The sequence below is a fragment of the Treponema vincentii genome, assembly GCF_010365865.1.
Taxonomy (GTDB): domain Bacteria; phylum Spirochaetota; class Spirochaetia; order Treponematales; family Treponemataceae; genus Treponema.
Genome location: NZ_CP048020.1, coordinates 1151439 through 1164521 on the forward strand (window position 1 = coordinate 1151439; position 13083 = coordinate 1164521).

A 13083-nucleotide genomic window follows, 5' to 3' on the forward strand; every position below is an offset into this window, starting at 1 on the left:
TGAAAAAATGAGAGTCGATATACACCGTAGATAATCTTATTCATTTGCTTTAGTGTGAGCCGGTTACCGAATAGCCTGCATCCGTTACGGCAGCTTTGAGCGCATCGATTGTTACGGTATCGGGATAGGTAACAGAGGCAGCCTTTGCATCCAAATCGACTTTTGCCGATACCCCTTCGATAGCGTTCAACGCTTTTTCAACCCGAGCAGAACAATGCCCGCAGGACATCCCTTCAACAGTCAATGTGATATTCTTCATATCGATATGCTCCTTATCAGTTATATTTTCAGGCTTTGCCGGCGATTTTACTTCCGTTTGCGATTCCGGTTCGGCGGCAGAACAGATACAGGCATCAGTTTGTACACTACACGCAGCAGGCTGTGCATCATCGTACTTTTCACCGGTAGGAACAGCTCCGCAGTATTGCATATTATGAGCCTCCTGTGCAATACGTTTCGGACGGAATCTGTTCAACCGCAATGCATTGGTAACCACCGACACCGAACTAAAGCTCATTGCGACGGCGGCAAACATGGGACTGAGCCTGAGTCCGAATAGAGTATAAAAGAGACCTGCCGCAAGCGGGATACACAGCGAATTGTAAAAAAGCGCCCAGAACAGGTTTTGTTTAATGGTACGCATAACGGTTTTACTGAGCTGAATCGCAGTAACCGCCGTTTCAAGACTGTTATTCATTAGGACGATATCCGCGCTTTCTATCGCGATATCCGTGCCGCCGCCGATTGCGATACCGACATCCGCAGCAGTCAGTGCGGGAGCATCGTTAATACCGTCGCCGATAAAAGCCGGTGAAAAGCCTTTCGACCGATAATATTCGACTTTTGCTTTTTTGTCCTGCGGCAACAATTCCGCTACGACATCTCCGATACCGACAATCCTTTGGATAGCCTCTGCCGTCCGTTGATTATCTCCGGTAAGCATAACCGTATGGATGCCCATTTCATGGAAATCGCGAATGGCTCGAATGCTGCCTTCCTTTACCGGATCGGCGACGGCAATAAGCCCGACACATTCATCCCCTATTATAACCAACAACGGAGAAGCGCCTTTTTCGGCAGCTTCCGCAAGCCGCGTATGGATCGCTTCCGATATGGGAATAGCCAATTCCTTGCAGAGTTTCGTATTTCCGGCGCCGATTCTTACATTTTCGATTAACGAGATTCCGTTAAGCTCATCGACTGTAGCCGTTCCGCAGATTCCCTTTCCATGTATCGCCATAAAATCACTCACTTTAAACGGCGATAGTTTTTTTTCTTCTGCTGCCCGGATGATTGCATGGGCAAGCGGGTGTTCGGATAAATGTTCAAGGCTGTAGGCAACCCACAGGATATCATTGTCGGTGTAGCGTTCGGAAAATACTTCAATGCGCTGCAACGTCGGTTTTCCTTCCGTAATAGTCCCTGTCTTATCGAGCAAAACAGCGGTAATGCGGTGAGCGAGTTCGAGTCCTTCCGCGGAACGGATAAGGATACCAAGCTGAGCACCCTTGCCGGTACCGGCCATAATCGCAGTCGGCGTTGCAAGGCCAAGCGCACAGGGACAGGAAATAACCAACACGGAAATAGCGGTCGAAAGTGCAAACTCAAAAGTCGCCCCTGCGATAAGCCAAGAGATAAAGGCAACAAGCGAGATCAGCATGACAATCGGCACAAAATAGCCGCTGATAACGTCAGCCAGCTTTGCAACCGGAGCCTTTGATGAGGACGCTTCTTCGACAAGCGCAATAATCCGCGCCAATGTCGTGTCATTCCCTACTTTGTCCGCCCGGAAAGTAAAGCTACCCGATAAATTATGCGAGGCGCTAATCACCGAATCTCCAACAGTCTTTTCGACCGGGATGCTTTCTCCGGTAATGGCCGATTCGTCGAGCGATGTGCTTCCTTCTATTATGGTACCGTCAACGGGTAAGGTTTGCCCCGGGCGGATAACGATGGCATCGCCAATCACAATATTTTCGACGGGAATTTCAATTTCCGTACCATTCCGTAATACATGAGCTGTCTGCGGTCGGAGCTGTATCAATTTTTGTAATGCCTCTGAAGTCTTCTTTTTTGCCCGTGCCTCCAAAAATTTTCCCAAGGAAATCAGCGTTAAAATCATTGCTGAAGATTCAAAATAGAGATCCTTCATATAGAGCTGCACGACATCTAATTGACCGTGCCCTAGGCCGTATCCGATCCGGTACAGCGCAAAAACTCCGTAGATCACTGCGGCGCCGGAACCGACAGCGATAAGACTGTTCATATTCGGTGCGCGGTGATATAAGCTCGTAAGTCCGTTAGTAAAAAAACGGCGGTTCAGTATGAGAACCGGCAGCGTGAGCAGAAATTGCGTAAAGACAAAGATGAGAGCATTCTCGGCTCCTGCAAAAAAGGGGGGAAGAGGCAACTTGAGCATCCGTCCCATTGACACATACATCAACGGAATCAGAAAGAAAAGGGAGAAGATGAATTGTTTTTTTTCAGCATCGGCGATTTCAGAATCAGTCTTTTGAACAGACGGTCGCACCGTATTTTCTTCAGACAGCGGAAATGCTCCGTAACCGATTTTTTCTATCGTTTGTATGATGGTATCGGTATTAAGGGTATCGGGATTATAGGTGACGGTCATCCGATTTGTTAAGAGATTGACCTGCACCGTCTCTACACCGGCAAGACGACTTACCGCCTTTTCTACATTTGCGGAGCAGGCGGCACAGCTCATACCGGTAACGGTAAAATAGCGCGTTTGCATATCGGTAGTATAGTAGAATACGGGGCTAAAGGCAAGCAAAACGCATTGTTAAGGAATGTGAGAAAAGATACAGTCACTGTTTTGCCGAAGACGAGGCAACCGCATCTTCCGATACGGTTGCCTTTTAATTTTTTTCACCTCGTTATCAGCTGTGCTGATGAAGTATTTCCAAAAACTAATCACGTTTTTGAAAATACTCTACAGTAAATACGCGTACTGCGTCTTTACCGCATTGATAATCTGCAAGAGCTCTTTGGGAAGAGCGGTTTCCGTTGCAAGCGTGATGTCGCGGACTTCTCCGGCAAGCCGCACCCTGCATCGGCTGCGTGCATCATCAAGATAGAGGAAGCCTTCATTTGTGCTGTCGAGGAAGTCTTTTTCCGAGTGGAACAGCGTGAATTTATCCTTGTACGGAGCGCTCTCGTAGGGGCAGAATGTCGCGCAGTTGCCGCACTCGTTACACATACCGTCCACGTGAACAATCTGCTTCATACACATACCGGGTACCGTGAGCGCAAGGTTCGCGCGGTTCGGGCACACATCGACGCAAGATTCACAGACAGTCGAGCATTCCAAACAGCGGACGCTTTCTTTCGCAACGCCGTCGGAGGCGGCAAGGTTCATCGGCATTAAAATTGCCCGCTTTGAGTACGCCGATGCGGTAACGGGGTTGTAGTTCAGCATTGTAAACTGAGCCGTCCACGCCTGCGCCTTTACCGACTCGATAATCGCCTTCGCCGCTTTGGTTGCATTGGCAATAGCTTGTACAACCGTGGCAGGCCCCGCGGCGCAATCCCCGATGACATACACGTTCTTCACATTCGTTTCAAACGTAGCGGGATTGTATTGCGCTCTTCCTTTTCCGTCCAGCGCAATGCCGGATTCTGCAAAGAGATCGGTGTCGATTTTTTCACCGATAGATGCAATTACGGTGTCGGCGGGGATGTCTACAAACTCACCCGACGGTACCGGTTTTTGCCGGCCGTCTGCGCCCCGTTCACCGAGCTTCATCTTTTCGCAGCGCAAAATTCCGTTTTCATACGAAACAGGCGCAAGCAGTTCTTTAAATTCAACCCCGTCTTCCAAGGCGAGTTCCAGTTCTTCCGCATCGGCGGGCATAAACTGCTTGGTTCTGCGGTATACGATAAAGGAATGTTCAACCCCCTTCGTACGCTTTGCAACGCGGGCGGCATCCATCGCGGTGTTTCCCGCACCGAGGATCACGACGTTTTTCCCCAGCTTGAGCGTTTCGGGCGCTTGCTTCGCCTGTTCAAGGAATTCGATAACGTTTGCTGCCGCTCCTTTTTCCAAAGCCAGCGCACTCTGCTTCCACGCGCCGATAGCAAACACGACATGGGTAAAGCCCTGTTTTTTCAGCGCTTCAACGGAACGCTGTTCGCTGTTATACACGAAGGAAGCGCCGAAGGAAGATGCTAGCTCAACATCCTGCCCGATCGACGCAGCAGGGATTCTGAACTCAGGGATGACGTACTGCACGATACCGCCGGCGCGCGCTTTCTTTTCAAACACGGTAACGTCCGCTCCGTCGCGAGTTAAAAAATAGGCGGCTGCAAGACCGGCAGGGCCGGCTCCGATAACGGCAACCTTCGCTCCGTTTTTCTGCGCCGGTTTTTGTGTCTTTATGTTTTGTTTCAAAGTCTCGATCGCATGGCGCGCCGCTTCGAGTTTAACGGCACGGATATGCACATGATCTTCATAGAAATTGCGGGTACAGCCGGTCATACAGCGATGGTTACAGATCGTACCGGTGATGAACGGCAGCGGGTTTTTATCGGTGATAACACGGAGCGCTTCTTCGTATTTTTGCTCGCCGGTCAGCCTGATATAGGCGGGAATATCCTGATTGATGGGACAGCCGGAAATACAGGGAGCGGCAAAGCAGTCGGCAAGCGGCACCTTTGCAGGAATCTTGAGGAACGCTTCAGGCTTAACCGATTTGCGATTGCGCGGGTTTTCAACAACGGCATTTGAAAGGCGGCGCAGTTTTTCCACGTCGATAGAAAAATCCTTGTTAAACGGCTTGGCTGTCAGCTCGCCAACCAGCTGCTGGCAACGGGCATATCCACCCGGCTTCAAAATTGTTGTTGCAATCGTAATGGGGCAAATTCCCGTTTCGTAAATATCGGCAATGTTAAAATAATCCGCGCCGCCCGAATAAGAAATACGGAGCTTTCCGTTAAAGACTTCCGACAATTTCAGCGCAACGGCGATAGACAGCGGGAACAGCGACCGTCCCGACATATACATTTCCTGTCCGGGTAGCTCCCCGCGGGCAATGTCTACGGGGAAGGTGTTGGTAATCTTAACCCCGAACATCAGTCCGCGCTTATCAGACTCCTGCAGCAAACGCTCAAGCATGGGTACCGCATCGCTGAACTGTAAATCATCTTTAAAATGATGATCGTCAAACTGAACGTACTCATAGCCCATCTTGTTCATACGATCGCGGGCAAATTCATAGCCGAGCAGCGTGGGGTTACACTTGATATAGGTATGGAGGTGTTTTTCCGTGATGAGGTACATCGCGATGCGTTCGATTTCGGCAGGCGGACAGCCGTGCAAAGTGGAAAGCGTAATGGAGGTACACACCTGCGTCGGCAATCCGCGGAGGAAGGCTTCCGACACGGATGGGAACAAATCGGTATGGCTTAAAAGGTAGTCGGTACATTCCTTCCACACCGGCGTATTCGAGGCGTTCCGCATCCCTTCGATAAAGGCGTCAACTTTCGGGGTCTTAATCCCTTCAAGGTCGTAGCCGACGCTCATGTTAAAGATAAAACCGTCGGGGCTGCCGAGACCGTATTCCTGCGAAATCACTTTAAGCGCAAACCACGCCTTTACATACTCGTCAAAAGCCTGCGGTACGCGCAGCTCGGTAGACCATTCGACATTGTAACATTCGTCCGCCGCATTGATACACGGCTTTGCAACCGGCAGGTCTTTCTCCGTCTAACTTTTGGACAGTCTTTAGCTCGAAGAACCGGCAGCCCGCAGCATACGCAGCAACGATATTTTGCGCCAACTGTGTGTGCGGCCCCGCAGCCGGCCCAAGCGGGTTTTCAAACCGCTGCCCGAACAGTTCCAAATAACGTTTGGAATCGGCGCGGTACAGTTTTTTTAACGCCGAAAATCGTCCCCTCGGTTTGATACTCCGTTCTAATCCATTCCATCAAATTCTTGAACGGTATCGGGTTCATTCTATCACTCATACTCTATTTTCTCCCTTGTATCATCATAAATTCGATACAATTGCAGTGTGAATAACTGCTCCGTTTACCTCTAAAAACTTCAGTTTTTAGAGGTTTTCCTTAAGCTTATTTGCGATGTTTTAATTTAAGTTACTGTACTATAAGGACTTAAATTAAAACTCGCTGGGCATATCTAAAAATCTAACCGAGTTTTTAGATATGCCCAGGTATTCCTCAGATGCATACTCTTGTGAATACCGGGGAGATTACTTTCTACAACCTCTTCCACAGGGCGGCGCTGACTTCCCGCGCTTTGGCAAAGACGGCTTCTTCGTCGGCGACGGTAACAACGCGATCCTTCATCAGCACCTTGCCTGCCGCGATGGTCGTTACCACGTTACGGCCATTCATACCGAACAGAATGTGGCCGTTCGCGTTACCGGCATGGAGAGGCGTCAGCGGGTTATAGTCGGTAACGATTACGTCAGCATTCGCTCCCGCTTTAAGGACGCCGAGCTCACCGTCAAAGTAGCGCGCGGCAATCTTTGCGTTATTGGTAAACAGCATTTCGGGGATTTCCGTCCATGCGGCGGTGGCATCGCAGGTGTTGTGCTTGTGCAGGATATTTGCAACCTTGTACGATTCAAGCATATCGCTCGTATATCCGTCCGTACCGAGCCCGATCAAAATGCCGCGCTTAAAGATTTCCAACACCGGCGGACAGCCGACCGCATTACCCATATTCGATTCGGGGTTATGCACGACCATCGTATCGGTTTCTTTCAATAAATCCATTTCCAAAGGATTGATGTGGATACAGTGCACGGCAAAGGTATTTTTACCGAGGATATCAAAATCGTAGAGGCGCTGTACAACCCGCTTCCCGTGTTTCTGCACCGAATCGAACACATCGGACATACCCTCCGCAACATGGATGTGGTATCCTGCGCCCGCCGGAAGCTGAGAAGCGCAGTATTCGAGTGTTTTATCCGACAGTGTGAATGCGGCATGGAGCCCCATCATCGCCGCCTGCTTGGGATTTTTCTTCTTTTGACAAGCGCGGATAAATTCGGCATTTTCTGCAACCGCTTTTTTCATCTCAGCCTCGCCGTTCCGGTCCGAAACTTCATAGCAAAGGTTCACCCGCAACCCGAGTTCTTCGGCAACATCCGCAAGAGTAAAAAGGCTCCCCGTTGTTTCGCCGTAGCTTGCATGATGGTCAAAAACCGTCGTTACGCCGTTTTTAATACAGTCGATCAGCGTCGTGTAAGCGCTGTATTTCGTATCCTCTAAAAGGAGATTATTATCAAGATGCCACCACAGCCCTTCCAAAATATCCAAGAAATTCTGCGGATTGTAATTTTTTAACGCAATGCCGCGGGCAAAAGCGCTATAAATATGATGATGCGTGTTAATAAAGGCAGGCATGATGCACCGCTTTTTTGCATCGATATATTCCGCTGCGGGGTACTTTGCCCGCAATTCGGCATCGGTACCGACCTCTTTGATTGAACTTCCCTCAATGCAAACACAGCCGTTTTCGATAAAAGGCTTGTTCGGATCGCGGGTAATAAGCATACCATTTCCAACTAATAACATAGAATGATCCCTCCACGCTTGGGTAAACGCATCAGATTTAGGTTTTAACAGCCCCGCAGAATAAGTGAGTTCGTCCAACCAGAATTTCGCCGCTTCACGACTCAAATGGTTGTTCGTCCTCACTTATTCTGCGGATTTTGATATTAGCCATCTGATGTGTTTACCCTTCTTGTAACATAAAAGTGTGCGAAATGTTATCGAAAATTTCGCACACAAGGAAGGCAACCGTTTGAAATAGTTCTGCTACGGTTGCCATGGATACACAACACAAAGATATTTGCACTTTCTTCAGTATCCCATAGAATTAGATAAAACGCAAGAAAAAACTAAAAAAAATTTGGAAGGCCTAAATTTTTTTATGACTAACTGATTCTCTGCACGAATCAATATCGCTCTACAGCTGCCAGCATTCGGTAAGCCACTGCTGTACTGCCCTAAAGCGTTCAAGCATTTTATCGTGATGCCCGAACGGATCGAACACAACGGTTGTATGTGCTATCTGCACTCTAAGCGCCTGATGTACTTCTGCTGCGTATTTCGGCGCATTCTCTAACCGGTTGCCGTGTTTTCCGCCCTCTCTCTTTCCATTCAGCAAATAGACAGAGGCATTGCTATGCAAAACTTTGTGTTCACGGCAGTATTCCGGAAATCCGGGATACCAAAACGAACCGCAAAGGGAAAATATATACGGTATATCGGTATATTCGAATAAACTCCACACGGCAGCTAAGCCGCCGAGGGAATGGCCGCCATATGCAAGCCTCGAATCGTCAAGGGGATATTTAGTTTTCAGTTCGGGCAGTAGTGTCTTGAACAATAGATGATGATATTCCGCGCCCTTGCCGCCAAAAGGAGGACAATCGGTACGGAATGACTCGGCAGCCCATGGTGTATAGTCGTCAAATCGGCTGCGTGCGTGCAGCCCGAACAAAAAAATACTCGAGGCCAGTGATTTCAGATATTCAATCTGTCCGTCGTTGACAAAAACCGCAGGATAACGGTGCTGCAGGTTATATTCTGCAGGTTCCGACACGGTAATGTCTATACCGGACAGACTGATATGGTTCGTTATATCGCGTTTCGTGCTGAAGCTACTTCCGCAGGAAGGCATCAACAGCTTCCAAGGCATTCAGCACAGCCGTACCATAGTCCATCAGCTCATCATAGGAAATCGTCATAATTTTACGCTGAGCAATAGCGGGTACGTCAACTAGTACTACATTTGCCTGCAAAGACGAAATCGCATTTGCGTCTAATTTTTTATTCCGGTCGCTCGTTACATAGATGATCAGTTCAGGATTCATAGTTATCAGATTTTCTGTCGTAAGCCCTGACGTACCCGTTGCAATATTGGTATAACCGAGTACATTCAGGAGACTTTCTTGCAATGCAGATTTATACGCCCCGAACGTTGTGCCATTATATGCACACATAATAAGCGCCTTCTTAAAAGAAGTCCCCTTTGTTGAAATATGTTGCAGCACAGCATTCAAACGCTGTTCGAGTTGCTTTGCATACGCTTCTGCCTTGTCCTGTACATTAAAAATAATGCCAAGATTTCTCACATCTTCGATAATATTTTGAAGGTCTTGCTTGATATTTAAAACCGAAGCTTTTTGTGCATATATCGGGATACCGTTTTCATTCCAAAAGCTCACCGTACCCAAAGATTTTTCGGAAAACATCATGTTTCTACCGAGCACTGCATCCGGTTCATACGAAAATACCACTTCCCGGGAAACGGTTTTCTTATTCCCGATATGAGGGATAGAATCGATCGCTTTCTTATACTTACCGGTCACTGCATTATCCGGATCCAGCATACCGATAATACGATCCTGCAAGCCGAGTTCAATCAGCATTTCCGTCATTGAAAGATTATTGGTAATAACCTTTTTAGGCGCTTGCTTAAAGACCTGTGTTATTACTTTGCCATCTTTGTCATAGGTGGTAACGCTGACCGGATATGCCGTTTCCGCACTCACTGCGGCAGCAAGAAAAAGAGCCAATGCAATACTAATACATTGCTTCATTTGAATAACCTCCTGAGAGTTGTGTGACTCTCTAAAAACTGAGATATAGATTTTTAGAGATGCCGATGTCTTTTCTATCTATCAAAGATAGCATAGCCAAAGATATTATAGCGGCCCCCTATAGTGAATCATCGCCTGCGAATCCTCTGTCCAGCTGATATTGCAGCGAACACCGTAGATCGTCAGCATGGATTCTTCGGTAATAGTTGTGCGAGGACTTCCTTCATATAAAATATCCCCGTCTTTCATCAAATACAAATAATCCGAATACCGGCATGCCAACTGTATATCGTGCAGCACAGCCAGTACGTTAATCCGTAAATCTTTTACAATCTGCAATATCTCCAGCTGATATTTTATATCCAAATGGTTGGTCGGTTCATCCAGCAATAAGAGAGAAGGTTGCTGAGCGATTGCACGGGCAAGCACAACCCGCTGTTTTTCTCCCCCTGATAGCGATTGATACGGCTGATCTTTTCGAGTCAACATCCCGACCTTTGCCAGTGCATCCTGTATAATGGTAAAATCCTCTTCTCGTTCGGTTTGCATAAAGCGGATATGAGGTGTCCGCCCCAGCATCACAATATCCTGTACCGAACAGTTGAAATTCAGCGTATTAAATTGTGCGACAACCGCCATTTCCTTTGCCGAATCCTTGAGGCGGACAGCACGGATGTCTTTTCCGTCAAGATACACGGCACCCGAGTCCGGTTTGATAATCCGGTAGATATTTTTTAAGAGCGTCGTCTTACCGCACCCGTTTGGTCCAAGTATCGTATAAAATTTATGCCCGTCCGCATGGAGCGATATACCTCGTAAAATTTCTTTATGAGCGATACTGCAGTGGACATCCTTGCACATCAAATCCATATTACTGCCCTGCTCCCCGTTGGTGCTTTGCAACAATAAAGATAAAAAACGGAGCTCCAACCAATGCAGTGAATATCCCGATCGGTAATTCCGCATTTTGAATCAATATTCGCGCACATACATCCGCCCAGATAATAAAAAGCGCACCCAAGAGTGCTGCGACGGGAAAGAGTCTACGATGGTTTGCTCCCACAAGTGCACGGGCAATATGCGGGGTAATCAGCCCAACAAACCCGATGATTCCACAGACAGACACCAATACACCGGTTATTACCGCAATGACTGCCATAAAAAGATACCGATAGAAGTAGAGCGAAATCCCCAACGTTATCGCGACTTCATCGCCCATCATCATTGCATTAAAAACGCGGTACTGTAAGAAGAAAAAAAAATACGAAAGGCTGACTACGAGCAGCGGTAACGGGAGTGATGACCATGAAGTACCGGCAAGAGAACCCATTGTCCAAAACTTAACCGTCATAATACTGTCAGAATTTGCCCCAATTGAAATGATAAAATTGGCAAACGCCGTAAACAGGGCATTTACCACGGTACCTGATAAGATGAGACTTGTCGTGGTCATCTTTCGCTGTGATGAAGCGATGATCAGCACCAATATGGTCGCGGCAATCGCGCCGAGAAAGGCTCCAAGCCCTACGGCAGAAATAAAGCCGAGAATGATACTGACAACAGCCCCAAATGTTGCACCGGCAGAAATACCCAAAATGTACGGCTCAGAAATCGGGTTGTTGACCGTTGTCTGCATAACGCATCCACAAACGGCAAGCCCTGTACCGGTAAAAAACCCGAGTAAAACCCGCGGTACACGCATATTCCATACAATCGCAATAGCAGCGTTTGAAATACCGGTCAGTAAATTGGGGACAACTGCTTTTCCCAGCATAATCCGGTATGTATTTGCCAATCCGATTTTAACAGGGCCGAGCGAAACAGCAATAAATATGGAAAAAATCGTTATCGCTATCAGGAATAAAAATAAAACAAGATGTTTTACTGTTTCAACAGAGAATTTTTTTTGCAGCATCAATGTATTCTTCTTGTTTACCTCGGTTTACAAGCTAGTGCTGTTATAGCATATTTTAATACATTCTGCAAGAAGTTTACCTCCCGGCATTCCATGAGACATCATTCGTCGCAAACGCGCCTCTCATCCCATGCTTTTATTATTGCTTATTTTTTGAGTAGCCTTTTTAAAAACTTGAGTTCCATGTTCTACTTACCGCCCCCTCTTTACCGATTCTTTCTTTCTATACTAATATAGATCTCATAAAATATTAGTATAGAGATCTTACAAACAGAGAGGAGTAATGCAATGGGATTGATAACAGCAGCGCTCAGCGCAGTAGGCGGCGGTTTAGCGGATCAGTGGCTTGAGGTTGTCGAAGCGGATGATATGGGTGAGGGCATCGTACTCGCAAAGGGTGTACCGGTGCGCACGGATAAGCGTAATAGGAATACCAAAGGCTCAAGCGATGTGATTTCTAATGGGTCGATTATCCATGTTAATCAAAATCAGTTTATGATGCTGGTAGACGGCGGAAAAATTATCGACTACACGGCGGAACCGGGATATTTCAAGGTTGATAACAGTTCGGCTCCCTCTCTTTTCAGCGGCGGCTTCGGCGATGCCTTAAAAGAAACATTCAGTCGTTTTAAATTCGGCGGAACAACACCGATGAAGCAGGAAGTTTTCTACATCAATTTGCAGGAAATCAAGGGGATTAAGTTCGGCACACCTAATCCGCTTCAGTATTTTGATAATTTCTATAATGCGGAGCTTTTTTTGCGGGCATTCGGAAACTACTCCATCAAGATAACCGATCCTATCAAATTCTTTAAAGAAGCCTGCCCCCGAAATGCAACGCACGTACATATCGATGAAATCAACGAGCAGTATTTAACCGAATTTTTAGAGGCATTGCAGGCGGCCATCAGCCAGATGTCGATGGAAGGCGAGCGGATTTCGTTTATTCCGTCAAAGGGAACACTCCTCAGTAAGCACATGTCACAGATTCTCGATGATTCGTGGAAAGATCTGCGCGGTATGGAGGTGCTGGCAGTCGGTATCGCAAGCATCACGTATGACGACAGCTCCAAAGAACTCATCAATATGAGAAACAAAGGTGCAATGCTCGGCGATCCTTCTATCCGTGAAGGGTTTGTGCAGGGTTCTATTGCGCGGGGTATGGAAGCAGCAGGTTCCAATCAGGCAGGCGCCGGTATGGCATTTATGGGCATGGGGATGGGCATGAACGCAGGCGGAAACTTTATGGGACAGGCAAGCCAAACCAATATGCAGCAGATGCACATGCAGCAAGCAGCTCAACAACAGTCTGGGCAGCAAACCGCCGCAGCGGGACAAGCCGCTCAAGGAAAAGCGGCAGGCGAATGGTTCTGTACCGAATGCGGACACAAGAATACCGGTAAATTCTGTGCGGAATGCGGCACGCCGAAACCCGCAGGAAATAATTGCCCTTCATGCGGCGCAGAAGTCAAACCGGGAACAAAATTCTGTTCGGAATGTGGCGCTAAACTCTAACAGAACTGCAAAGCTGTAGCTAAGAGAAATCGATGCAACCGCCACAAAATCTCCAAA

General features: G+C 47.6%; 10 protein-coding genes. 1 reads left to right on the forward strand and 9 read right to left on the reverse strand.

The features are described from left to right. Nucleotides 1–49: 49 nt before the first annotated feature. The 9 genes from GWP43_RS05445 to GWP43_RS05475 form a co-directional block, all read right to left on the reverse strand. The gene (locus GWP43_RS05445; protein ID WP_162664750.1) at nucleotides 50–2755 is read right to left on the reverse strand and encodes a heavy metal translocating P-type ATPase; all 2706 of its coding nucleotides are present in this window, start codon (nucleotides 2753–2755) and stop codon (nucleotides 50–52) included. A 198-nt stretch (nucleotides 2756–2953) separates the two neighbouring features. Then, the gene (gene ygfK, locus GWP43_RS05450; RefSeq protein ID WP_330997107.1) at nucleotides 2954–5713 is read right to left on the reverse strand and encodes a putative selenate reductase subunit YgfK; all 2760 of its coding nucleotides are present in this window, start codon (nucleotides 5711–5713) and stop codon (nucleotides 2954–2956) included. Next, nucleotides 5625–5861 carry a hypothetical protein gene (locus GWP43_RS14730; RefSeq protein WP_230978083.1) on the reverse strand — a complete coding sequence of 79 codons (237 nt, stop codon included), beginning with the start codon at nucleotides 5859–5861 and terminating at the stop codon, nucleotides 5625–5627. The genes ygfK and GWP43_RS14730 overlap by 89 nt, the downstream gene beginning before the upstream one ends. Next, the gene (locus GWP43_RS14735) at nucleotides 5836–5985 is read right to left on the reverse strand and encodes a hypothetical protein (RefSeq protein ID WP_230978084.1); all 150 of its coding nucleotides are present in this window, start codon (nucleotides 5983–5985) and stop codon (nucleotides 5836–5838) included. The genes GWP43_RS14730 and GWP43_RS14735 overlap by 26 nt, the downstream gene beginning before the upstream one ends. Before the next feature lie 252 nt (nucleotides 5986–6237). Next, on the reverse strand, nucleotides 6238–7563 hold the full coding sequence (gene ssnA / locus GWP43_RS05455; RefSeq protein ID WP_162663315.1) for a putative aminohydrolase SsnA: 1326 nt from the start codon (nucleotides 7561–7563) through the stop codon (nucleotides 6238–6240). A 394-nt stretch (nucleotides 7564–7957) separates the two neighbouring features. Next, the gene (locus GWP43_RS05460; RefSeq protein WP_230978085.1) at nucleotides 7958–8692 is read right to left on the reverse strand and encodes an alpha/beta hydrolase; all 735 of its coding nucleotides are present in this window, start codon (nucleotides 8690–8692) and stop codon (nucleotides 7958–7960) included. Beyond that, nucleotides 8655–9596 (reverse strand): ABC transporter substrate-binding protein, encoded by a 942-nt coding sequence (locus GWP43_RS05465; RefSeq protein ID WP_162663317.1) that lies wholly within the window; start codon nucleotides 9594–9596, stop codon nucleotides 8655–8657. The genes GWP43_RS05460 and GWP43_RS05465 overlap by 38 nt, the downstream gene beginning before the upstream one ends. Nucleotides 9597–9701: 105 nt before the next feature. Then, nucleotides 9702–10466, reverse strand: a complete 765-nt coding sequence (locus tag GWP43_RS05470) for an ABC transporter ATP-binding protein (protein ID WP_006189453.1) — start codon at nucleotides 10464–10466, stop codon at nucleotides 9702–9704. A gap of 1 nt (nucleotide 10467) precedes the next feature. Further along, on the reverse strand, nucleotides 10468–11511 hold the full coding sequence (locus GWP43_RS05475; RefSeq protein WP_162663319.1) for a FecCD family ABC transporter permease: 1044 nt from the start codon (nucleotides 11509–11511) through the stop codon (nucleotides 10468–10470). 288 nt (nucleotides 11512–11799) lie between these two features. On the opposite strand from GWP43_RS05475, the gene GWP43_RS05480 reads away from it, so the two are divergent. Beyond that, nucleotides 11800–13026 carry an SPFH domain-containing protein gene (locus tag GWP43_RS05480; RefSeq protein WP_162663321.1) on the forward strand — a complete coding sequence of 409 codons (1227 nt, stop codon included), beginning with the start codon at nucleotides 11800–11802 and terminating at the stop codon, nucleotides 13024–13026. Nucleotides 13027–13083 lie beyond the last annotated feature (57 nt).

Excerpts from the sequence above, each read along its gene's own strand:
- GWP43_RS05445 (WP_162664750.1), bottom strand. The coding sequence starts at position 2,755 with ATGCAAACGCGCTATTTTACCGTTACCGGTATGAGCTGTGCCGCCTGC.
- GWP43_RS14735 (WP_230978084.1), bottom strand. The coding sequence starts at position 5,985 with ATGAGTGATAGAATGAACCCGATACCGTTCAAGAATTTGATGGAATGG.
- ssnA (WP_162663315.1), bottom strand. The coding sequence starts at position 7,563 with ATGTTATTAGTTGGAAATGGTATGCTTATTACCCGCGATCCGAACAAG.
- GWP43_RS05460 (WP_230978085.1), bottom strand. The coding sequence starts at position 8,692 with ATGCCTTGGAAGCTGTTGATGCCTTCCTGCGGAAGTAGCTTCAGCACG.
- GWP43_RS05465 (WP_162663317.1), bottom strand. The coding sequence starts at position 9,596 with ATGAAGCAATGTATTAGTATTGCATTGGCTCTTTTTCTTGCTGCCGCA.
- GWP43_RS05470 (WP_006189453.1), bottom strand. The coding sequence starts at position 10,466 with ATGGATTTGATGTGCAAGGATGTCCACTGCAGTATCGCTCATAAAGAA.
- GWP43_RS05475 (WP_162663319.1), bottom strand. The coding sequence starts at position 11,511 with ATGCTGCAAAAAAAATTCTCTGTTGAAACAGTAAAACATCTTGTTTTA.
- GWP43_RS05480 (WP_162663321.1), top strand. The coding sequence starts at position 11,800 with ATGGGATTGATAACAGCAGCGCTCAGCGCAGTAGGCGGCGGTTTAGCG.